Origin of the sequence: Ilumatobacter sp. (assembly GCF_030065885.1) — a bacterium.
Lineage (GTDB): Bacteria > Actinomycetota > Acidimicrobiia > Acidimicrobiales > Ilumatobacteraceae > Ilumatobacter.
Window position 1 is genome coordinate 15,368 of record NZ_JASJCS010000067.1, and the last position, 20,280, is coordinate 35,647.

The 20,280-nt window shown below is 69.0% G+C and carries 18 protein-coding genes, 1 tRNA gene and 1 pseudogene; 13 read left to right on the forward strand and 7 right to left on the reverse strand.

From position 1 onward, the window contains the following. Positions 1 to 7: 7 nt before the first annotated feature. The 3 genes from QNJ12_RS14700 to QNJ12_RS14710 form a co-directional block, all read right to left on the reverse strand. On the reverse strand, positions 8 to 658 hold the full coding sequence (locus QNJ12_RS14700; protein WP_300623617.1) for a nitroreductase: 651 nt from the start codon (positions 656 to 658) through the stop codon (positions 8 to 10). 41 nt (positions 659 to 699) lie between these two features. Then, the gene (locus tag QNJ12_RS14705; RefSeq protein WP_300623618.1) at positions 700 to 1,323 is read right to left on the reverse strand and encodes a DedA family protein; all 624 of its coding nucleotides are present in this window, start codon (positions 1,321 to 1,323) and stop codon (positions 700 to 702) included. Positions 1,324 to 1,438: 115 nt separating this feature from the next. Further along, a complete protein-coding gene (locus tag QNJ12_RS14710) occupies positions 1,439 to 2,050 on the reverse strand; it encodes a TetR/AcrR family transcriptional regulator (protein WP_300623620.1) in 612 nt (203 codons plus the stop codon). Between the two features lie 297 nt (positions 2,051 to 2,347). On the opposite strand from QNJ12_RS14710, the gene QNJ12_RS14715 reads away from it, so the two are divergent. Genes QNJ12_RS14715 through QNJ12_RS14725 form a run of 3 tightly spaced genes read left to right on the forward strand, consistent with a single transcriptional unit; the run spans position 2,348 to position 4,641 of the window. Next, positions 2,348 to 2,551 carry a ferredoxin gene (locus tag QNJ12_RS14715; RefSeq protein WP_300623621.1) on the forward strand — a complete coding sequence of 68 codons (204 nt, stop codon included), beginning with the start codon at positions 2,348 to 2,350 and terminating at the stop codon, positions 2,549 to 2,551. Beyond that, entirely contained in the window at positions 2,548 to 3,783 is a 1,236-nt protein-coding gene (locus QNJ12_RS14720; protein ID WP_300623623.1) for a cytochrome P450, read from the forward strand. The genes QNJ12_RS14715 and QNJ12_RS14720 overlap by 4 nt, the downstream gene beginning before the upstream one ends. A 30-nt stretch (positions 3,784 to 3,813) precedes the next feature. Next, positions 3,814 to 4,641, forward strand: a complete 828-nt coding sequence (locus QNJ12_RS14725) for a bifunctional 2-polyprenyl-6-hydroxyphenol methylase/3-demethylubiquinol 3-O-methyltransferase UbiG (protein WP_300623624.1) — start codon at positions 3,814 to 3,816, stop codon at positions 4,639 to 4,641. 3 nt (positions 4,642 to 4,644) lie between these two features. Here the strand turns inward: QNJ12_RS14725 and QNJ12_RS14730 are convergent, their stop codons facing one another. Both QNJ12_RS14730 and QNJ12_RS14735 read right to left on the reverse strand, forming a co-directional pair. Beyond that, entirely contained in the window at positions 4,645 to 4,962 is a 318-nt protein-coding gene (locus QNJ12_RS14730; protein ID WP_300623625.1) for a CrcB family protein, read from the reverse strand. Further along, a complete protein-coding gene (locus QNJ12_RS14735; protein WP_300623627.1) occupies positions 4,959 to 5,318 on the reverse strand; it encodes a CrcB family protein in 360 nt (119 codons plus the stop codon). Before QNJ12_RS14735 ends, QNJ12_RS14730 begins: the two co-directional genes overlap by 4 nt. 47 nt (positions 5,319 to 5,365) lie before the next feature. Here QNJ12_RS14735 and QNJ12_RS14740 point away from each other — a divergent pair, with 47 nt between their 5' ends. The 7 genes from QNJ12_RS14740 (at position 5,366) to QNJ12_RS14770 (ending at position 15,354) form a co-directional block, all read left to right on the forward strand. Further along, positions 5,366 to 6,064, forward strand: a complete 699-nt coding sequence (locus tag QNJ12_RS14740) for a response regulator transcription factor (protein WP_300623629.1) — start codon at positions 5,366 to 5,368, stop codon at positions 6,062 to 6,064. Further along, positions 6,061 to 7,368, forward strand: a complete 1,308-nt coding sequence (locus QNJ12_RS14745) for a HAMP domain-containing sensor histidine kinase (RefSeq protein ID WP_300623630.1) — start codon at positions 6,061 to 6,063, stop codon at positions 7,366 to 7,368. The genes QNJ12_RS14740 and QNJ12_RS14745 overlap by 4 nt, the downstream gene beginning before the upstream one ends. A gap of 93 nt (positions 7,369 to 7,461) precedes the next feature. Beyond that, positions 7,462 to 8,115 (forward strand): hypothetical protein, encoded by a 654-nt coding sequence (locus QNJ12_RS14750; RefSeq protein WP_300623631.1) that lies wholly within the window; start codon positions 7,462 to 7,464, stop codon positions 8,113 to 8,115. A gap of 110 nt (positions 8,116 to 8,225) precedes the next feature. Then, positions 8,226 to 9,089, forward strand: a complete 864-nt coding sequence (locus tag QNJ12_RS14755) for a universal stress protein (protein ID WP_300623632.1) — start codon at positions 8,226 to 8,228, stop codon at positions 9,087 to 9,089. 134 nt (positions 9,090 to 9,223) lie between these two features. Beyond that, entirely contained in the window at positions 9,224 to 10,858 is a 1,635-nt protein-coding gene (locus QNJ12_RS14760) for a diguanylate cyclase (protein WP_300623633.1), read from the forward strand. Positions 10,859 to 10,886: 28 nt separating this feature from the next. After that, positions 10,887 to 11,840, forward strand: a complete 954-nt coding sequence (locus QNJ12_RS14765; protein ID WP_300623635.1) for an LLM class flavin-dependent oxidoreductase — start codon at positions 10,887 to 10,889, stop codon at positions 11,838 to 11,840. 49 nt (positions 11,841 to 11,889) lie between these two features. Next, positions 11,890 to 15,354, forward strand: a complete 3,465-nt coding sequence (locus tag QNJ12_RS14770) for a UvrD-helicase domain-containing protein (RefSeq protein WP_300623637.1) — start codon at positions 11,890 to 11,892, stop codon at positions 15,352 to 15,354. A 168-nt stretch (positions 15,355 to 15,522) separates the two neighbouring features. On the opposite strand, the gene QNJ12_RS14775 is transcribed toward QNJ12_RS14770, so the two are convergent. Continuing rightward, on the reverse strand, positions 15,523 to 16,179 hold the full coding sequence (locus QNJ12_RS14775) for a hypothetical protein (protein ID WP_300623639.1): 657 nt from the start codon (positions 16,177 to 16,179) through the stop codon (positions 15,523 to 15,525). Positions 16,180 to 16,368: 189 nt separating this feature from the next. On the opposite strand from QNJ12_RS14775, the gene QNJ12_RS14780 reads away from it, so the two are divergent. The 3 genes and pseudogenes from QNJ12_RS14780 to QNJ12_RS23755 form a co-directional block, all read left to right on the forward strand. Further along, on the forward strand, positions 16,369 to 16,887 hold the full coding sequence (locus QNJ12_RS14780; RefSeq protein ID WP_300623642.1) for a hypothetical protein: 519 nt from the start codon (positions 16,369 to 16,371) through the stop codon (positions 16,885 to 16,887). A 268-nt stretch (positions 16,888 to 17,155) separates the two neighbouring features. After that, the gene (locus tag QNJ12_RS14785) at positions 17,156 to 19,483 is read left to right on the forward strand and encodes a hypothetical protein (RefSeq protein ID WP_300623643.1); all 2,328 of its coding nucleotides are present in this window, start codon (positions 17,156 to 17,158) and stop codon (positions 19,481 to 19,483) included. 365 nt (positions 19,484 to 19,848) lie between these two features. Further along, positions 19,849 to 20,133 (forward strand): annotated as a pseudogene (locus QNJ12_RS23755) (transposase); the annotation flags it as partial. A gap of 60 nt (positions 20,134 to 20,193) precedes the next feature. On the opposite strand, the gene QNJ12_RS14795 reads toward QNJ12_RS23755, so the two are convergent. Then, positions 20,194 to 20,279: transfer RNA gene (locus tag QNJ12_RS14795), tRNA-Leu, on the reverse strand. Position 20,280: the final 1 nt, after the last annotated feature.

Sequence of the window (20,280 nt, forward strand, 5' to 3'; positions counted from 1 at the left end):
CGTGCGTTCAGACGAAGCGGGCCCACTCGTCGAGCGGCATCCGCTCGCTGACGAGCGTGTTCACGGGCGCGTCCCAGTCGGCGTGGCCGATCGCCATCCCGCAGAACAGCAGCTCCTCCTCGGGTGCTGCGACGAACTCACGCACCGCGCCGTGGCGCACCGACCAGTACTCCTGGGGGCAGGTGTCGATGCCGGCCTCCTGTGCGAGCAGCATGAACGTCTGCAGGAACATCCCGAGGTCCGACCACTGCGGTGGGCCCATCCGGCGGTCGATGAAGCAGAACAGCGCAGCGGGCGCGCCGAAGAACTCGTCGTTGCGGGCGAACTGCCGCATGCGACCTTCCTTGTCGTCGCGGTCGATGCCGAGCGTGGCGTACATCTGCTCGCCGATGGTGAAGCGGTTGGTTCGGTAGGGCTCCCAGAGCTTCGGCGGGTAGATGTCGTACTCGCCGGCCTCGATCGGGCGGTCGGCGATGAACTCGCGGAAGCGCGTCATCGTGTCGCCGTTGACGACGTAGATCCGCCATGGTTGGACGTTGCCGCCGCTCGGCGCGCGAGCGGCGGCCTCCAGCAACCGACGGATCGTGTCGTCGTCGACGGGCTCGCTCGTGAAGCTCCGGACGGACTTGCGGCGGGCCACCGCTTCGGAAACCAGCATCGGGCGAGTCTCGCCGATGATCTCCGGGGGGCGCCAACCGGTCAGGCGTACCGGGCTCGGAGGTGGCGGACGAGCTCGATGAGGAGCGTGATGCTGACGGCGGCGACGAACGCCACCAGGAAGGCGAGGGTGTGGTTGTCCTCGAACGCCTTGCCGCCGAGGAACCCGAGCAACGCTGCGTACGTCGCCCAGATGACGGCGGCGATCGCGACCCAGCCGACGAACCAGCGGCGTGGCTGATGCGTGATCCCCGACGACACGGTGAGGGCGGTGCGTCCTCCGGGGATGAAGCGGGCGGTGATCAAGAGGAGCCCGCCCCGGTACCGGATCTGGTCGGCCGCGGCGTCGAGCCGCGCCCGCCACTTGGGCCGCTTCTCGATCAACCGGTCGATGAATCCGCTGAGACGGGCGCCGATCAGGTACGCCGTGTTGTCACCGAGGAACGCGCCGACCGCGCCGCAGGCGATCACGGCGAGGACGTGCTGGTCGCCCTGACCCGCCGCCACGCCACCGATGATCACCATCGTCTCGCTCGGCACGATCGGGATGACGGAGTCGAAGTAGGAGACGGCGAAGATGATGACGAGGAACCACCAGTTGGCGGAGAAGTCCGCCAACCAGTCGGTGGTGTCGGTGATGATGTTCCCCAGCACGGCCGCCGTCATTGCCGAGGCAGGCTACCGGTGGGTGCGAGGGCCCGCGGGCGACGGATCAGCGGTTCGGCTGCGGGCGTCCGAGTGTGCGCCCGTGCGCGCGGCGGTCCGTGTGGAGCCCGACGGGTCAGCGCTTCGCCGGGGCGACCGAGGGGTGCAGGCCGGCGAGCGCGGTGCGGATGCCGAAGTCGAAGACGTTCGGCCAGCTGACGGTGGCCGCTGCCACGCCGTCGATTTCGAGGCTGATCAGGCCGTGGCAGGTGGCGAACAGCGACGCCGCGATCTCGCCGGGGTTGCAGTCGTCGACGACGGCGATGACGCCGATGGCCTGGCCGCGCTCGACGCGCTGCGCCGTTCGCGCCAGCGCGGTGTATGCGAACTCTCGCGACTCGGGTGACGGTTCGAAACCCGGCACCGCCGACCGGAACATCACCGCGTAGTAGGTCGGGTTCTCGATCGCGAACTTGCGGAGCGCGACCGAGCGCCGCATGAGGTCGTCGATCACGTCGTCGGTCTCGGGGATCGAATCGATGGCGTCGATCATGCGCCGGTAGCCGTCGAGGTACAGCTCGTCGATGACGCCGTCCTTGCCGCCGAACCGCGAATAGACGTTCATGGTGCTCATGCCGGCCTCGCCTGCGATGCGGCGGACCGTGAGCGCTTCGGCTCCCTGCTCGGTCAGCAGCGTGTGGGCAGCGCGCAGCAGCGCCTCGCTGGTCTCGTCATGCACTCGAGTCATGGGGGCTCGTCTCGTTCGCTGTCCGGCGTCGGCGGGCACGTTCGGAAGGTCCAGTCGAATTGTTGCGGTGTGATGACGCCTGCATTGAAACGTAGCGCTGCCGAGGAATCTCTTCCATCTATTTACCGATTCCCGGGCCAATATGTCACGAATTTCGCTCACTTGATCACTGACCGTGTTCGTTCGCGACGGGCGGTGACGGAGAGCGAACCCCTGACCTCGCCAGCCCGAGGGCCGGCGGGCCGAGCCCGGCCGGCCGGTGAGAGCCCGACGCGGCCCGCTGTCTACGATCGCCGCATGCGAGTCGAGGTGAATGCCGATCTCTGTCAAGGCCACAACCGCTGCTACGCGTTGGCGCCCGAGCTGTTCGACGTCGACGATTACGGCACCGCGATCGTGATCGGCGACGGCAGCGTGACACCGGACCTCGAGGAGAAGGCGCGGCTCGCCGCCGCCAACTGCCCCGAGTACGCGATCACGGTGCACGAGGGCGACTCATGACGTTGCGCACCGGACCCGTCAGCGACTGGGCGACCGATCTGGACCACGCCGAGCCCGAGTACAACGAGCACGCCCACCAGATCTGGGCCGACCTCCGCGCGGGCGGCTGCCCCGTGGCGCACTCCGAGCGGTACGGCGGCATGTGGGCACCGATCACCCACGAGCTCGTGAAGGAGGTCGCGTACGACACCGATCACTTCACGAGCCGCAGCGTCGTCGTCAGCAACGGCCGCCCGGTGATCGAGGCGCCGGTCGGTCCTGCGCCACCGATCACGAGCGACCCGCCCTTCCACCAGATCGCACGTCGCCTGCTGCTGCCCCCGTTCTCGCCGAAGGCGATCAACCCGTGGGAGCCCGAGATCCGGCGTCTCTGCAACGAGTTGCTCGACCGGATGGGCGACATCACGGCGGGTGAGTCCGTCGTCGACGCCGCCGTGCAGTACGCGCAGAGCATCCCGGTCAACGTCATCGCCCGCATGCTCGGCTTCCCGCCCGAGGACGAGGAGCTCTTCCGAGGCTTCGTGCACAACGTGCTCGAAGAGGTCAACCTCCCCGTCGAAGAGCGTGAGGAGGGCTTCGCCGAGCTCGACGAGTACCTCGATCGCCAGATCGAGGATCACGTCGCGAACCCGCGCGACGACCTCACGTCGTATCTGCTCGGCGTCGAGCTCGAGGGCAACAAGCTCAGCTACGAGCACGTGCGCGGCTCGATCGTGCTGCTGCTGATCGCGGGCATCGACACGACGTGGAGCGCCATCGGCTCGTCGATCTGGCACCTCGCGCATCATCCCGAAGACCTGCAGCGCATCGTCGACGATCCCGACGTGATGCTGTTCGGGCTCGAGGAGTTCCTCCGCGCCTATGCGCCGGTCACGATGGCCCGGCTCGTCGCGGAGGACCACGACTTCCACGGTTGTCCGATGAAGGCCGACGAGTGGGTGCTGCTGCCCTTCCCGGCCGCCAACCGTGACCCGGCTGCGTTCGACCGTGCCGAGGAGTTCGTGATCGATCGTGAGGAGAACCGTCACGCCGCGTTCGGGCTCGGCATCCACCGGTGTCTGGGTTCGAACCTCGCCCGGCTCGAGCTGAAGGTCGCCATCGAGGAGTTCGTGCGACGCTTCCCGCGCTTCGAGCTGGCGGGGGACGTGCGGTGGAGCGTCGGCCAGATCCGTGGTCCTCGAGTGCTGCCGGTGCGTGTGCTCGCACACGGCGGGGACGACGCCACGTCGTGAGCCACGCCGCATCGTGAACCACGCCGCGTCGTGACCGTGCCGGCCGACGGCGAGCCTGCGTCCACGGCGGCGGAGCGCTGGGCCGACCAGCTCGGCTCGTGGGGTCTACCCGACGAGATCGTCGCCCAGGCCCCGATCTCGCCGTGGTCCCACGACGTGCGGACGTTCGTCGCCGACGACACGATCGATCGGTCGAGCACCTCCGCGCGATGGGCCCGCGAGGTCCTGCCACCGGCGGGCGGCACCGTGCTCGATGTGGGGTGCGGAGGCGGCCGGGCCGCGTTGGCGTTGGTGCCTCCGGCGACCGAGCTGATCGGCGTCGACAGCAGCGGGGCGATGCTCGACGCGTTCGTCGAGGCCGCCGAGTCGGCGGGGGTCGCCCGTCGCACGGTCCACGGCGCCTGGCCGGAGGTCGCGCCCGCGACGCCCGTCGCCGATGTCGTCGTGTGCCACAACGTGGCCTACAACGTGGCCGACATCGCACCGTTCCTGCTCGCCCTGTCGGCGCACGCACGGCTCGCCGTGGTCCTCGAGGTGCCGACCCGCCACCCGATGTCGGCGTGGAGTGCCGCATGGCGGCACTTCTGGGATCTCGACCGGCCCGACGGTCCGACCGGCGATGACCTGGTCGCTGTCGTGGCCGAACTGGGGCTCGACCCGGAACACGCGACGAGCCCCCGCAGCCCGGTCTCGCGGTTCGCCGAGGACGCCACGTCGCTGGTCGCCGGCGCCCGGCGGCGTCTGTGCCTGTCCGAGGACCGCGATGCGGAGCTCGCGGCATGGCTGGCCGAGCACCCGCCGGCGTGGCCGGACACCGCGCTCACGATCCGGTGGCCGGGCCTCGCCGAGGCCGAGTGACGCTCAGCGGACCGCGTGGCCGGCCACGGCGGCCAGCATGCCGAGGACCAGCGTGCTGGCGATGATCGCGATGCGCCGGCGCGTCGGTCCGCTCGTCGCCTCGAGCGCGAACATGCTGAACGTTGTGAGCGATCCGAAGAAGCCGGTCCCGACGACGGTGGCGACACCGTCGGACGGGTCGCCCGCCAGCAGCCATCCGAGACCGAAGGCGCCGACGACGTTGACGACCAGCGTGCTGATCCACGTCCAGCCGTACTGGTTGACTCGCAGCCGCACGGCGGCGCCCAACGCGCTGGCCAGCACGAACAGCACCGGTGTCACGGGCGTGTCCAGTCGCCGCGTGCGAGCGTGGTGGCAGCGAGACCGGCGATCACCGAGGTCGCGACGTAGACCAGCGCGAGCCCGGCCTGGTCGGTGTCGACCAGGAGGCGCGTCTCGGCCGCGAACGCCGAGTAGGTGGTGAGCCCGCCCATGCCACCCGTCACGACCGCCAGCCAGCGGTCGGAGCCCGCGACGAGGTACCGGGCGGCGAGCCCCGCGAGCACGCACCCCACGACGTTCACGACCAGCGTCGGATACGGGAACCCCTCGCCGCCGACGGGGACCAGCTCGCCGACGGCCCAGCGCAGCGACGCGCCGACGACAGCGCCGCTACAGACCAGCGCGTAGGCACGCATCGGGCCATTCTCACCGAATCCACACCTGTTTCTGGTGTACTCGTGCCGTGCAGGTGTTGCTGGCGGAGGACGACCGGGCGGTGCGGGAGTCGTTGACCCGCGCCCTGAACCTCGAGGGGTACGACACGCGCGCCGTCAGCAACGGAGCGATGGCCCTCGATGCCTTGCGTGAGCAACCCGCCGAGCTCGTGATCCTCGACGTCTCCATGCCGGTCGTCGACGGCCTCACGGTCTGTCGCGTCCTGCGTTCCGAGAACAACCAGGTCCCGATCCTGATGCTGACCGCGCGCACCGAGACGAGCGACCGCGTCGCGGGGCTCGACGCCGGCGCCGACGACTACCTCCCGAAGCCGTTCGATCTCGACGAGTTGTTCGCTCGCATGCGAGCGTTGTCGCGCCGTGCGCAGCTCGACACCGAGCCCGGCGACGACCGCCGGGACGACGCCTTCGAGCTCGGCGACCTGCGGCTCGAGCCGGCGGGCAGGCGAGTGGTCCGCGGCAGCCGCGAGATCGATCTCAGCAAGACCGAGTTCGATCTGCTCGAGCTGCTCGTGCGGAACGCCGGGATCGTGCTCGACCACACGACGATCTACGAGCGGATCTGGAACTACGACTTCGGACCCGACTCGAAGAACCTGGCCGTGTACGTCGGATACCTCCGGCGCAAGACCGAAGAGGGGGGCGAGGCCCGGCTGATCCACACCGTCCGCGGAGTCGGCTACGTGGCCCGCGTCGACACGACATGAGCCTTCGCTGGAAGATCGCGCTGGCGCTCGCGACCATTGCCTGCGCAGCGACGATCGTGGTCGGCGCGATCAGCTACCGGACGACACGCGAGCGGCTGTTCAGCGAGGTCGATCGATCGCTGCTCGACATCGAACCGTTCATCGGCGAGCGTCGGCTCAACCCGGACTCGATCCCGGCCCGCGGCCCGCTGTCGCAGCTCGACGCGCAGGTCGTGTTGACCGACGGCACGGTCGCCCAGTCGACGTTCACCGAGCCGATCTCGGTCACCGACGCGGAACGAGCCGTGATGGGGCGGGCGCGGGTCGACACGTTCAGGACGGTCGACACGGTCGACGGGCCGTACCGCGTGCGCAGCATCGGGTTCCAGCGAGGCGTCGTCCAGATCGGGCGGCCGCTCGACGAGGTCAACCGTGTGCTCGGCAGCCTGCAGACGAGGACGCTGCTGCTGGTCCTGCTCGTGGGTGCCGCTGCGACCGGGGCCGGCCTGTGGATCGCCGGTCGGGTCACCGCGTCGCTGCGCCGGCTCACGACGGCCGCCGAACACGTCGAGGCCACCGGGTCGCTCGACGTGGCGGTGGGGGAGCGCGGGTCCGACGAGGTCGGCCGCCTCAGCGCAGCATTCGACCGCATGATCGCCGCCCTGGCACGTTCGAAGGACGACCAGCGCAGGTTGGTCCAGGACGCCGGGCACGAGCTGCGCACGCCGCTCACGAGCCTGCGCACCAACCTCGACACGCTGCGCCGCTACCCGGACCTCGGCGACGACGACCGGCATGCCATCGTCGGCGACCTGCACGCCGAGACCGAGGAGCTCACCGACCTGGTCAACGAGATCATCGCCCTCGCGAGCGGTGAGCTGTCGGACGAGTCGGCGGCGCCGTTCGATCTCGCCGAGGTCGTCGCCGACGTCGCCGAGCGGTTCGAGCGGCGGGTCAACCGGCGGATCGAGGTGCTCACCGAGCCGACCACGGTCGTCGCGCAACGGTCGGGGGTGCAGCGGGCCGTGTCGTGCATGATCGACAACGCGTGCAAGTTCGACCCGTCGGGAGGCCCGATCGAGGTGAGTGTCCGAGGCGGGGTGGTGACCGTCGCCGACCGCGGCCCGGGCATCCCGGAGTCCGAGCTGGAGGGCATCTTCGACCGGTTCCACCGGGCCGAGGCCGCGAGAACCCTCCCCGGCTCGGGGCTGGGCCTCTCGATCGTGCGCGAGGTGGCGCAACGCCACGGCGGCGACGCATGGGCCCGCAACCGTGACGGCGGCGGCGCCGAGGTCGCGTTCCGGCTGGTCGCAGCGCCGGCCTGACGACCTCTTACCTGGTTCTCAACTGCTCCTGGTTCGATTCACAATCGGGGCGTTCATCGTGTGGACATCGAACCCCCCGAAAGGACAACGACCATGACCAACCCCCGCGCGACGAGCACGGCCAAGCGCAACACGGCGATCGGTGTGACCGCCGGCGTGCTCGGCGGCAGCGCCGTCGGCCTGCTGATGACGATGCCATCGCTCACGAGCGCAGCGAGCGACGACGACGTCGGGACCACCGAGGCGGTCGTCGCGCTGCAGGACGACGGCGACGCCGAGGTGCCGGTCGACGGCGAGCGCCCCGAGCCGGGCGAGCGCCTGCGCGAGCTGCTGCAGCCGCTGGTCGACGACTCGACCATCACGGCCGAGCAGGCCGACGCCGTCGCCGACCACCTCGTCGAGAACCGCCCCGAACGCGAGGGCCGTCGCGGGCACCGGGGCCGGAACGGGCACGCACGTGCGAGCCAGGTCGTCGCGGACGCCATCGGTATCGACCGGGAGACGCTGCGTGACGGGCTGCGCGACGGCAAGTCCGTCGCCGACATCGCCGAGGAGAACGGCGCCGATGTCGATGCCGTGATCGCGGCACTGGTCGAGCAGGCCTCCGAGCGGCTCGAACAGGCCGTCGAGAACGAGCGCATGACCGCCGACGAGGCGGCCGACAAGCTCGCCGAGATCGAGGAACGGATCACCGAGGGCATCGACGATGTCCGCCCCGGTCGCGGCGGCAACGGCCCCGACGCCTGACCGGTCCATACCCCCAAGCGATTGGGCCCAACGGCCCTGGTGCGCCCGGCGATGCCGGGCGCACCATCGCGTTGCGGGGCCACCCTGGCCACCGGTCGAGAGGAGGCTTCATGGATGACGTGCGCACGATCGTCGTCGGCGCCGACGCGAGCCCCGAATCGGCCGACGCCCTGATCTGGGCGCGGCAGGTCGCCGGGCCGACCGACCAGATCGCCGTCGTCCATGCCTGGGAGATCCCGCTGGTGACCGGCTACGACATGGTCGTCGCGATCGATCCCAACGAGGTCGAGAAGTACGCGACCGAAGGTCTCGCCGAGCTCGTCGAGGAGAGCGACGACGACCGCCTCCTGCCGATCGCACGCGAAGGCCACGCCGGCCGTGCGCTGGTCGAGGAGGCCGACGAGCGCGATGCGGCGATGATCGTCGTCGGCCATCGCGGCAAGGGGCGCATGTCGATGATGCTCGGTTCGACCGCGAACTACGTGATCCATCACACGACCCGCCCGGTCGTCGTCATCCGTGGCGACCACGGTGGCGTTCCCCGGCGCGTCGTGGTCGGCGTCGACGATCACGATCTCGACACCGGTGACGACAACGAGTCGGTCCGAGCCCTGCGTTGGGCCTACGAGCTCGACGGCGTCGAAGAGGTGCGCGTCGTCCATTCGTGGTTCCTCCCCGCACTCGCCGTGGGGATGTTCTCGACCATTGCCAACGAGACCGAGGCGATGGACGAGTCCGCACAGGCGGTCGTCGGGCGTGTGATGCACGCGGCCGGCGACCCGCCAGCGGGCGTCGAGGTCACCGGCGAAGCCGTGAGGGGCACGCCGGGATTCGCCCTGATCGAGGCGTCTCGTGAGGCGGACCTCGTCGTGGTCGGCTCCCGCGGGCGTGGCGGCTTCGCCGGGATGCTGCTCGGCTCGACGAGTGCCGACGCAGCTGCGCACAGCCACTCACCGGTGGCGATCGTTCGCTAGTTCTTTGCTCCGGCCTGTCGCCGCTGCCATGGGTGGTGCGGCGGCGGCAGGCCCTCGATTCTCCTGGCCGGCGCCGCCGTGCCGGGTCGCCTGGCACCGCTCAAGTCGCGCCGCACGCGGTCGATAACGCAACCATGCGTTCCCGGTTCCGGCTGGCGGTGTTCGTCGGCCTGTTGATCGCCCAGGTGGGCACGGTCGCCGCGCTCATCGCTGCGTCCGGTCGCCTGACGGATTCGGCCGTCTCCGAGCACACCGATGCGCTGCTCAGCACCGCGGCCGCGGAATCGGCCGACCGGGTGCGCGCCCACGTCGCCCCCGCCGAGTCGATCGTGGCGATCTCGAGCGGTCTGGCGGCCGAACCATCCGTGGAACCGCAGGACTTCGCCGGCACGTTCCTCGCTGCGCTCGAGCGCTCGCCGCAGCTCGCCGGCGCCTTCATCGGCACCCCGTCCGGCGAGTTCGTGTACGTCAGCCGGACCGACGACGGCTACCGCACCAAGACGATCGCCCTCGACGGCGCAGATCGCCGCACGAACCTCGTGTTCCACGATCGGGACGGCGCGGTGACCGACGAGGCCGCAGACCCGTCCGACACGTTCGACCCACGAACCCGTCCCTGGTACCTGGAGGCGGTCGGCTCACCCGACGACGTGGCGTGGACCGATCCCTACGTGTTCTTCACCTCCCGGCAGCTCGGCATCACGGCGGCGCGTGCGATCCACCGCGACGGCGAGCTGATCGGCGTGGTCGGTGCCGACATCGAGCTCGCCTCGCTGTCGACGTTCCTGACGACGCTGCGCGTCGGCGACGACGGCGGCACGGTGATCGTCAACGAGGTCGGCACGGTGGTCGCGCACCCGGACGCCTCCATCATCCAGCGGCCCGACGGCGACGGCTACCGGACGGTCGGCGTCACCGAGCTCGACGACCCGTCGGCGCGTGCCGCCATCGCCGAGCTGATCGAGGCGGGCCAGGACGGCCGCGGCCTGGTGCACGGCTTCGAGGGCGAAGCCGGAGCGTCTCGCGTGGCGTTCCGATCGGTGCCGATCGGCGACGGCGAGTGGACGATCGGTGTCTTCGGTCCGACCGACGGGTTCGTCGGCATCCTCACCGAGGCGCGTGACCGGGAGCAGGTGTTGATCATCGCCGTCGGAGCACTCTCGATGCTGCTGGTCGCGCTGGTCGCCTTCCCCGCCACCCGTCCGATCGGCAAGCTCGAGGCACGGGCGGCGACGGATGCGCTGACCGGCCTGCCGAATCGACGAGCGGTCCTGGCCGCGACCGACCGTGCGACCGCTCGCCCGACCGAGTGTGCGGCGGCCATGATCGACCTCGACTACTTCAAGCTCGTCAACGACACCTACGGACACCAGGTCGGCGATCAAGTGCTGCTCGCCGTGGCCCAGCGGATCGAGTCGAGCGTACGCGGGGAGGCGACCGTCGGCCGCGTCGGTGGCGAGGAGTTCCTCATCGCCTTCGACGACGTCGATCGCGACGTCGCGCGTGCCGCCTGCGAACGCGTCAGCGCTGCGATTCGATCGACCCCGATCGCGACGACGCGAGGCCAGGTCGAGATGACCGCCAGCATCGGGCTGGCGACCAGCAGGGGTTCGTGCACGACGGACCAACTGCTGGCATGCGCGGACACCGCGCTGCTCGAGGCCAAGCAGCTGGGGCGCGACCAACTCGTGGTGGCCGACGTCGACGGCGAGGACCGGCCGAGCTCGGTGGTGGCTGCCGGCTCGACCCCCGAGCGCGTGGGGGACTGAGCATCCACGGGCCGGTACGGTGCGCTGCATGGCGCGCGCCCGGGTAGGTCTCTGTTTCGATCGCACGTTCCCGGCCGTCGAGCTGCCGGCGTATGCCCGGCAGCTCGAGGCGGCGGGCGTCGAGCAACTCTGGCTGATCGAGGACTGCTTCTACACCGCAGGCGTCAGCCTGGCCGCCGCCGCACTCGCCGTGACCGACCGCCTCGACGTCGGCATCGGGATCATGCCGGCCGTGGCTCGCAACCCGGCGATCGCGGCGATGGAGATCGCCACGCTCGCGAACCTCGCACCCGGGCGCTTCGTCGCCGGGATCGGGCACGGCGTGCAGGAGTGGATGGGCCAGATGGGCGCTCGGACCCCGTCGCCGCTGACGACGCTCGACGAGACCGTCACGGTCGTCAAGCGCCTCGTCGCGGGTGAGGAGGTGAGCTTCTCCGGGCGCGAGGTGACGCTCGACGCGGTGCAGCTCGACCAACCGCCGGCGATCGTCCCCAAGGTCGTCGCCGGGGTGCAGCAGCAGAAGTCGCTGGCGCTCGCAGGACGCGTCGCCGATGGGGTGATCCTCGTCGAGGGAGCGGGACCGACCTACGTCGACTGGGCGCTCGAGCAGGCCGGGCGCCCCGACGACTTCCACGTCGTGACGTTCACGATGATGGCGGTCGCCGACGATCGACGCGAGGCCTACGGCTTCGTCGCCCCCTTCGTGGCCGGGTTGATCGCCGAGCGGCGCCCGGCGTTCACCGTGTTGCCGTTCTTCGACGAGATGCACGCTCGCGTCGAGCGTGGCGGTGCCGACGCGCTGATCGACATGCCTGCCGACCACTGGATCGAGATCGGCGCGATCGGCACGATGGACGACGCGCTGGCACACGTGGCTGCGCTCGAGGCCGCCGGCGTGCACAGCATCAACGTCTTCCCCGGCGACGACCTCGACGACGCCCTGGCGCAGGTGCCCACCGTCGCCGCGATCGCCGGCCGCTGAGACCGGCACGCCCTGTGTCGGCACACCCCGTCCGTAGGATGTCGTGACGATGCCCGACCAGCCCGAGCTGTTCACCGACAACCCGTTCGCCGACGATCCGACCGGGGAGGTTCCGCATCCCGTCGAAGCCGGTGACGCCGTCGAGCCAGGGCCCGACGACGAGTTCGACGACGCGCCGCCGTTGTCCGAGGTGCCGAGCCCGTTCACACAGGGGCTGAACCCCGATCAGCTCGACGCGGTCGTGCACCGCGACGGTCCGCTGCTCGTCGTCGCGGGTGCCGGGTCGGGCAAGACCCGGGTGCTGACCCACCGCATCGCCCACCTCATCGACCAGGGCAGCCGGCCGTCCGAGATCCTCGCGATCACGTTCACGAACAAGGCGGCCGCCGAGATGCGCGAGCGCGTCGGCGAACTGGTCGGACCGGTCGTCAAGGCGATGTGGGTCTCGACGTTCCACTCGGCATGTGTCCGCATCCTCCGTCGCGACGGCGAAGCGCTCGACTATCCGCGCAACTTCTCGATCTACGACCAGGCCGACGCCGTGCGGCTGACGGGATACGTCATCCGCGACCTCGGTCTCGACGCCAAGCGGTTCACGCCGCGGGGCGTGCACGGGCTGATCTCGCTCTGGAAGAACGAGCTCGTGAGCCCCGACGAGGCGGCGACCCGTGCCGCCAACATCTTCGATCGCAAGCACGCCGACGTGTACGCCGAATATCAGACCCGGCTCAAGAAGGCCGGCGCCATGGACTTCGACGACCTGCTGCTGAAGGTGGTCGAGCTGTTCCGTGAACACCCCGACGTGCTCGATCACTACCGCCGCCGGTTCCGGCACATCCTGGTCGACGAGTTCCAGGACACGAACCAGGCGCAGAACGAGATCGTGCTCCTGCTCGCCGGCGACCACCACCAGGTCTGCGTGGTGGGAGACACCGACCAGTGCCTCCTGCCCGGCACGTTGGTCGAGACGCCCGATGGCCTGCGCGCGATCGAGACCATCTCGGTCGGCGACATGGTGACCGGTGCGAGTCAACGGCCACACGTGGTGCCCGCCGAGGTGACCCACGTGCATGAGGGCCGTTTCGACGGCGACGTGGTTCGCGTGACAGTGGGCGATCGCACGGTTGTCGCGACGCCCGAGCACTTCGTGCCCATGCGGCTGGTTCCGCAGCCCGACACGTGGCTCGTCTATCTGATGTACCGCGCCGACCGCGGTTGGCGCATCGGTCGAACCGTCGGCGCACGATCGGCGCGGCAGGGCGTCACGAAGCATGGCCTGTTCGTCCGCTGCAACCAGGAGCACGCCGACGCGGCGTGGGTCCTCGAGGTCTGTCCATCGATGGCCGAGGCTGCGTACTGGGAGGCGTGGTTCGCAGCCGAGTACGGGCTGCCGACCGTGTGCTTCCACGATGTCGGTCGCGGTCTCGCCATGGACCAGGCTTGGCTCGACCGGCTGTACCGCGACGTCGACACTGCGACGCGGGCGAAGCAGCTGCTCGCCGACCGTCAGCTCAGCGCCGAGTTCCCCCACCATCGCCCGCAGAACGGCGCCCGTCGAGCGACCGTTAACCTGACGATGTTCTCCGATCGTCGAGGCGAGATCGGCTATCACCGGGTGCAGTGGTCGTCGAACCGGGTCGACGTCGCGCAGCGGCTGCAGGCCGCGGGGTACGTGCTTCGATCGGGCAAGAGCCGCAGTCTCCGATACGAGACGGTCTACAAGAGCTACGCAGCTGCCCTCGACGATGCCAAGCGGTTGGCGGCGGCCGGCGGGCTCGAGGTGCGCCGGCGCTTGAGCCATGCCGGTGTCACGTACGACCTGATGCCCATCGCGAACGCGCTCCCCGGCATGGAGCTCCTGGTCGTGACCGGCGACGCGGGTCGCATCGAGACGGCGTCCGTCGACGACGTCTGCCTCGAGCGCTACAGCGGACCCGTGTACGACCTGGAGGTGGCAGAGGTCCACACGTACGTCGCCAACCGCGTGGTCGTGCACAACAGCGTCTACAAGTTCCGGGGCGCCGACTTCCGGAACATCCTGCAGTTCGAGGACGCGTTCCCCGACGTCACCACGATCGTGCTCGACCAGAACTACCGGTCGACGCAGACCATCCTCGACGCCGCGAACGCAGTGATCGACCACAACGTCGAGCGCAAGCCGAAGAACCTCTGGACCGACTCCGGCGGCGGCGAGCGCATCGTCCGCTACCACGCCGAGGACGAGGGCGACGAGGCGATGTGGGTGGCCGGCACCACACAACAGCTGCACCGCGACGACGCGTTGAACTGGCGCGAGATGGCCGTGCTCTACCGCACCAACGCGCAGGGGCGCGTCATCGAAGAGGCGTTCATGCGTCTCGGCGTGCCGTACAAGGTCGTCGGTGGCACGCGCTTCTACGACCGTCGCGAGATCAAGGACGCGATGGCATATCTCCGCGCCGTGGTGAACCCGCTCGACGAGGTCAGCGTCAAGCGGATCATCAACGTCCCCAAGCGCGGCATCGGCGACACCAGCGTGAGCCGGCTCGACGACTACGCCGCCGAGATGGGCGTCCCGTTCGTCGAGGCGATGCGGCACGCCGAGGAGGCCGGGGTCAGCGGCCCGGCTCGCCGCGGGCTGGCGTCCTTCGTCGAGCTGCTCGACCGGCTCAACGCGATGGTCGACGACGACGCCGTCGGCCCTGGCGACCTGCTGCAGGCCGCCATCGACGGCTCGGGCTACCTCGGCGAGCTCGAGGCGGAGGACACCGTCGAATCCCACGGTCGCGTCGAGAACCTCGGCGAGCTCGTCGGCTCGGCGCGCGAGTTCACCGTGCTCGACGAGTTCCTCGAGCAGGTCTCGCTGGTGGCCGACACCGACGAGCTGGACGACGACGATCAGGTCGTGCTGATGACCCTCCACTCGGCGAAGGGGCTCGAGTTCCCCGCCGTCTTCATCGTCGGCGTCGAGGAAGGTGTGTTCCCGCACAACCGGGCGCTCACCGAGCCCGACGAGATGGAGGAGGAGCGACGGCTCGCCTACGTCGGAATCACGCGGGCGATGCAGCGGCTCTTCATCTCACATGCGTGGAGCCGCATGCTCTTCGGGAGCACGCAGTACAACCCGCCGTCGCGGTTCCTCGACGAGATCCCCGCCGAACTGGTCGAGGCCAAGGGCAACGTGACCGGCAGGTCGAGCTACGGCCGGCAGAGCTACCGCGACCGTGACGAGCGGGGCTACGACGAGCCCCCACCGTTCCGCCGGAGGGACCGCAGCGCCGGCGGATCCGAGGCGCAGGACGCCCACCGCGACCGGATCGTCGAGTCGGCGATGCGCGCCGCCAGCGCACCACAGCCGTCGAACTCACAAGAGCTCGGCCTCAAGGTCGGCGACGACGTCGCCCACCCCGCGTTCGGCGAGGGCGTCATCATCGACATCTCCGGCACCGGCGAGAAGGCCGAAGCAGTCATCAACTTCGCCGGCGTCGGCCAGAAGCACCTCGCGCTCGCTTGGGCGCCGCTCAAGAAGCTCTGACGCTCGAGGCCGACCCACCCACCGGGGTGCCGCTGTCTCGACGATTGGGGTATAGGTGCCGGCGCGCTAGAAGTGCCGTTTCCGCGCTGGGCAAGGGATTGCCGCTCGGTTCGGCCGCTGAACGTTTCTGAGCACTCGATGCGGTGCAGCTTGAACCGTCGGGACGGCTCAGTTGGCGAAGGCGGCGCTCAGATGCTCTCCATAGGTCGAGAGGGTCGGCCGAACCTGCTCCATGATCCGGTCGCCGAACTTCTTCTTCTCGCGAACGAGGTATCCGAGAGCGAGCAGGTGCTCCACCTCGTCGCCCGTCTCTCCGATCCCGTCGCGCCGTACCCGCTGGAAGTAACGGAGATCATCGACGTACGCCATCGTGATCATCTCGCTCATCCGCTCGCAATCGGCCCATGGCACTCCAGTGACGATGCAGTACGAGTAGAGCTGGCCTAGGAGGTGCGCCTTCTCGGCTGTGGTGGCCTTGTCGAGTACCTCCAACAGCATTTCCCCTGCGCGATTGAGATCACCGTCGTCCCGAAGTCGCTGCACGAATGCGATGAGCTGAGGTTCGGGAGTCGTGGCTAGCTGTCGGTAGAACGTCATCAGCTTGCGAGTGAAGTAGTCGCGCACGTGGTACCCGATTCGACCGAGGGACACGAGTGTCCCAACCAGGGGAAGCTCCCTCCCGTGTTCGATGAGATGATCGACCGGCACTTCGGCAAGCCCAGACGCGACATCGAGTACGTCGGACGCTGCGATGTGCTCAACGATCTGTTGCTCTGGCGCGGCGTGCGGTGAGACTTCTCCGGGAGAGTCGCTCGCGCCGCTCATGGCTGCAAGGTAGCCCGTTGCAGAACCTGCGCGGGCCGAGTCTGCATTGCCGCGCTTCTTGCGCTCGAGAACGCGACCACGCCGCCCGATTTGTGGCATGCGTGTCCACGGCTGCAGGGGCGCCGTTCGACCCACGCGGGATCCGGCACGCCGAGCGCTGCGAGGGTTGCGGGGCGCTGCCCACCGTCAGTGGGCGCCGTGTGGAACGATGAGCGCCGATTGGTCATGACTCGACGCGGTTCCGATGATGCGCCCGCCCTCGGACGAGTGGCTCAGCGAGTGTTCCTGGCCGCTGTCGCGGGCAGCCTCGCGTCGTGCGGATCCTCGGGCAGCGCCGTGGATGGACCGGTGATGCGCTATCCGAACTCGTCCGGCAGCGGCGATCAGATGGATGCCGAGGTACGTGGCGTCTTGGAGCTCGAAGGTGACTGCCTGTACGTCGCACTCGACGAGGTCGGGGAGCGCTACCCCGTGTTGTGGCCGTCAGGCACTCGGTGGGATGACGACGATCAGGCGGTCGTTACGCCGAACGGCGAAGCGCTGTCGGCGGACGATGAGGTGTACGGGGGCGGTGGCTATCTCTACGTCGACGACATCGAGAGGCTCGCAGGCGCGGACGCGGCAGGCCTCGCCCGGGAATGCCTCGACAACACCTATGGCGAGATCGCTGTCGTGAACAACTCCGATTCGGCGATCGGCCGGCCCTGACCAACGCATCCGTCGGTGCGAGCGAGGGTCGCGCATGAACCTGCGCGACGCTTGTTGTCACCTCGCACGAGGTGATCAGCCGATCAGAACATCGTCCGCCGGACACGCCGATGCCCGCTCTGAACCGGCACGACGATCGGCGCGGTGCGCTCCGCCCCACCAGCCACTGTCGGTGGTCGCGGTACCGAGTGGCGCTCCGTCGATGGCGGTCCGACTGCGGGCCGTACGACCCTGGTCGCGCGCTTGGGATGAGCGGATCATCGGAGCCGTGAGGTGCCGTGTGCTCGCGTTGTTCGCCGCGCTTGGCCTGATGGCGTGTAGCGGTGACAGCGCCACGACGCCAGCGACTGCCGGCGAGGACATCCCGGTCGACGAGCCGACCATCGACGACGACGCACCGGGGATCGTTGTCGATCCGCTTGCTGGCTTGTCGGAGGGCGACTGGGTTGTGCCCGGTGTTCTCCCCGACGGCTATGAGATGATCGTCGCGTTCGAAGACGGTGTCGGCGGCCCTGTGGGCGGGCGTGTGCTGGTGGGCGGCGATGATGTCGCCGAGGTGACGATCTGGGCGCGAACGTCCACCGATCAAGGTGACAGCGACGCGGCCGAGGAGGGACCGGTCACCGCGACCGAGGCGCCATCCGCGACGGACGAGACCGTCGACGTGGCGGGGATCGAGTGGCGGGCGCGGTCGATCGTGGACGATGACGGTGTCGTGTTCGCGCATTGGCTCGAACGCGACGTCAACGGTCGCATCGTGATGCTGGAGACGATCGGCGAGCGCGATGTGCTCATCGCGCTCGCAGCGGGTCTCGTGCCGGTTCCCGATGATGACTTCGATGTTGCGCGGCTCTCGATCGACGACGGCGAGTTCGTGACGGTGGCGAAGTTGGATGAGGTGGAGGTCGTCGCGCATGGTGTCAATGGCGTGTATTGCGTGCGCATCATCGCCCCCAACGGTTCCGCCTCGGGGTCGTGTAGTGCGCGGACCGAGCCGCGCACTCCGGTGGTTGCCGTGATCAGCGGTATCGGTCCGGATGGTTCGTTCACGGCCGGTGTCGCCGAAGCCGACGTCGCTCGGATCGAGTTCGTCACCGACGGCGGCGACAGCATCGCCGTCGAACCCGCCGAGCTGTCGGGAACGTTCGAGCACCGCTTCTGGATCACCGCCGAATCGGTTGCCTTCGAGCGATCCGGCATCGAGCTGGCGCACATCACCTATGACAACGGTACGACGACGACCGCGCAGACCTCTGCTGTGGGCTGGCGCTGGGTTCTCGCCGCCGAAGGCGAGCAGCCGCAGAACGACGATGCCGATCCGGCGGCCCCGCCCGATCCCGGTGCTGAGCCTCCCGCCGATCTGGCGGCGGCGTTGGTCGGATGGAACTGGGAGTTCGCGGGAATCGGTCGTGTCTGCGGCGACGTGTGGTGGCAGCAGCAACAGCTCAACCAACGCCGATGCACGCAGGTGGTGGTCGATCCACAAGGCATCCCGGTCAGCTACGACCCGCTCGATCGTCGCGTCACACGAGAGCGCCGCGAGGGGACTGAACCGGTCGCGTTCACGCTGTCCGAGGAGTACATCGATGCGTCACTGCTGGCTGCCGGCCCCGACGACGTCGTGTACTTCGCGCTCGACAACGACTGGCCGTCGCCATCGGACGTGATCGCAGTATCGCTCACAGCCGGTGACACCGGCCGCCTGATCGAACGCTTCTCAGCGCTGCTACCGATCTTCGATGCGGACGTCTTGGCGGCCCCGACCGGCCTCGTCGTCAGCGGCTGGTACGACCAGGGCCCTCGCCCATCATTGGACGCGCCTCCTGTCGTGACGTGGGTCAGCCGAGACGGTGACACCCCGTCGCCGATTCCGCTGGGTGCATTCGACGACGCCAACAACCTCGTTCAGGCCCACAACTGGCAATGGAGAATCGATGACCGCCAGGTCATCGCCGAACAGCCCGGGATGAGTGCGGTGATGCCGACCTTCGACGGCGGATTCATCGCGACGTACTCCGAAACCACCGGTGGCATGCGTACCGAGCTCATCCGCGGCTGGCGCGACGGGACCGTCGAATACGTCGAGCTGCCCCTGGATTGGACCGCTCTCGACGGGCAACTGGTGCTCGAGCCACAAGGCACCCTACTCGTGCCCAACGGCGACCGGTTCGCCCGACTCGCCCCGTTCGAGCACCCAGCGACCGGCTGGGACCCCGATCTGCGGATCGACATAGACGCCGGCACAGTGACACCAGTCGGCCTCGACGACTACCTCGACACTATTGACTGGCCCATCTCTGGCCAGTCGCACGTGTGGCCGTGGGGCACCAGCCCGATCACCTTCGCGAACGCAGTCGCTGGTCCACCGTCGTCGCCAGCAGAGCTACGAACGATCCACCAAGAATCCGTCGAAGACTCGATCGTCGTCGTGACCGTGACGACCGAAGGATTCCTCGACGACTCAGGACACGGCACACGTCTCGTCATGCGCATCTCCCTGGACCAACCGGGCTTCCGCATCGAGCGCATCGACTGGGCCAGCGCATGCCAACCCAACCGTGGCCACCAGGACTACCAGGCCAGCCCCTGCAGGTAACCCGCTCGAGCCAAGGGGCACCTTGCGCGCCCGAGCCGGAGACGATCAGAACGACGCAACCAAGCCTCTCAACATCGAGCGCATAGCCGGCAGGGAGGATGTTGGTGGGTGCACCGGGCGTGCGTGGGCCTCGATCACCGTTGGGGTTGCTGCGTAGGTTCGGCGTCGTTCCCGACCTGGTCTGACTCGCGAACCGGCTGACGCTCGGCTGTCTTTCGAATGACCGGTCGGCCGTGTTCGGGAACGGCACCCACCGGTCGGGCGACGACTGTGATCGAGGACTGCGCCAACAGCTCTCGCAGCTGATGTCGCCGTCCCGGCAGGTGCGTGCCAACCCTGACTCCTTCAACGTGAAAGGGATGGCAATGACCATCGTAGAGAACCCCACGATCACCGTCACCGGCGGTGTCGACACCCACCTCGAGTTCCACGTCGCAGCTGCGATCGACGCGAACGGAGGTGTGCTCGGCGTCGAGACGTTCGACACCACCGTCGGCGGTTTCCGCCGCCTCGTCGCCTGGCTGGCTGGCTTCGGCACCATCAGCATGGTCGGTGTCGAGGGCACCGGCTCCTACGGTGTCGGGCTCGCTCGACACCTCACCGGCAAGGGCATCAACGTGGTCGAGGTCGACCGCCCCAACCGTCAGGCCCGTCATCGGGCCGGCAAGTCCGATGCCATCGACGTGATCGCCGCAGCGCGTGCTGCGAGGTGCCCGGGGTGGGAGTCGAACCCACACTCCACCGGAGTGGAAGGGGGGTTTAAGCCCCCCGCGTCTACCAGTTCCGCCACCCGGGCG

Excerpts from the sequence above, each read along its gene's own strand:
- QNJ12_RS14700 (WP_300623617.1), bottom strand. The coding sequence starts at position 658 with ATGCTGGTTTCCGAAGCGGTGGCCCGCCGCAAGTCCGTCCGGAGCTTC.
- QNJ12_RS14710 (WP_300623620.1), bottom strand. The coding sequence starts at position 2,050 with ATGACTCGAGTGCATGACGAGACCAGCGAGGCGCTGCTGCGCGCTGCC.
- QNJ12_RS14775 (WP_300623639.1), bottom strand. The coding sequence starts at position 16,179 with ATGAGCGGCGCGAGCGACTCTCCCGGAGAAGTCTCACCGCACGCCGCG.
- QNJ12_RS14745 (WP_300623630.1), top strand. The coding sequence starts at position 6,061 with ATGAGCCTTCGCTGGAAGATCGCGCTGGCGCTCGCGACCATTGCCTGC.
- QNJ12_RS14715 (WP_300623621.1), top strand. The coding sequence starts at position 2,348 with ATGCGAGTCGAGGTGAATGCCGATCTCTGTCAAGGCCACAACCGCTGC.
- QNJ12_RS14760 (WP_300623633.1), top strand. The coding sequence starts at position 9,224 with ATGCGTTCCCGGTTCCGGCTGGCGGTGTTCGTCGGCCTGTTGATCGCC.
- QNJ12_RS14735 (WP_300623627.1), bottom strand. The coding sequence starts at position 5,318 with ATGCGTGCCTACGCGCTGGTCTGTAGCGGCGCTGTCGTCGGCGCGTCG.
- QNJ12_RS14765 (WP_300623635.1), top strand. The coding sequence starts at position 10,887 with ATGGCGCGCGCCCGGGTAGGTCTCTGTTTCGATCGCACGTTCCCGGCC.
- QNJ12_RS14750 (WP_300623631.1), top strand. The coding sequence starts at position 7,462 with ATGACCAACCCCCGCGCGACGAGCACGGCCAAGCGCAACACGGCGATC.
- QNJ12_RS14720 (WP_300623623.1), top strand. The coding sequence starts at position 2,548 with ATGACGTTGCGCACCGGACCCGTCAGCGACTGGGCGACCGATCTGGAC.
- QNJ12_RS14770 (WP_300623637.1), top strand. The coding sequence starts at position 11,890 with ATGCCCGACCAGCCCGAGCTGTTCACCGACAACCCGTTCGCCGACGAT.
- QNJ12_RS14755 (WP_300623632.1), top strand. The coding sequence starts at position 8,226 with ATGGATGACGTGCGCACGATCGTCGTCGGCGCCGACGCGAGCCCCGAA.
- QNJ12_RS14705 (WP_300623618.1), bottom strand. The coding sequence starts at position 1,323 with ATGACGGCGGCCGTGCTGGGGAACATCATCACCGACACCACCGACTGG.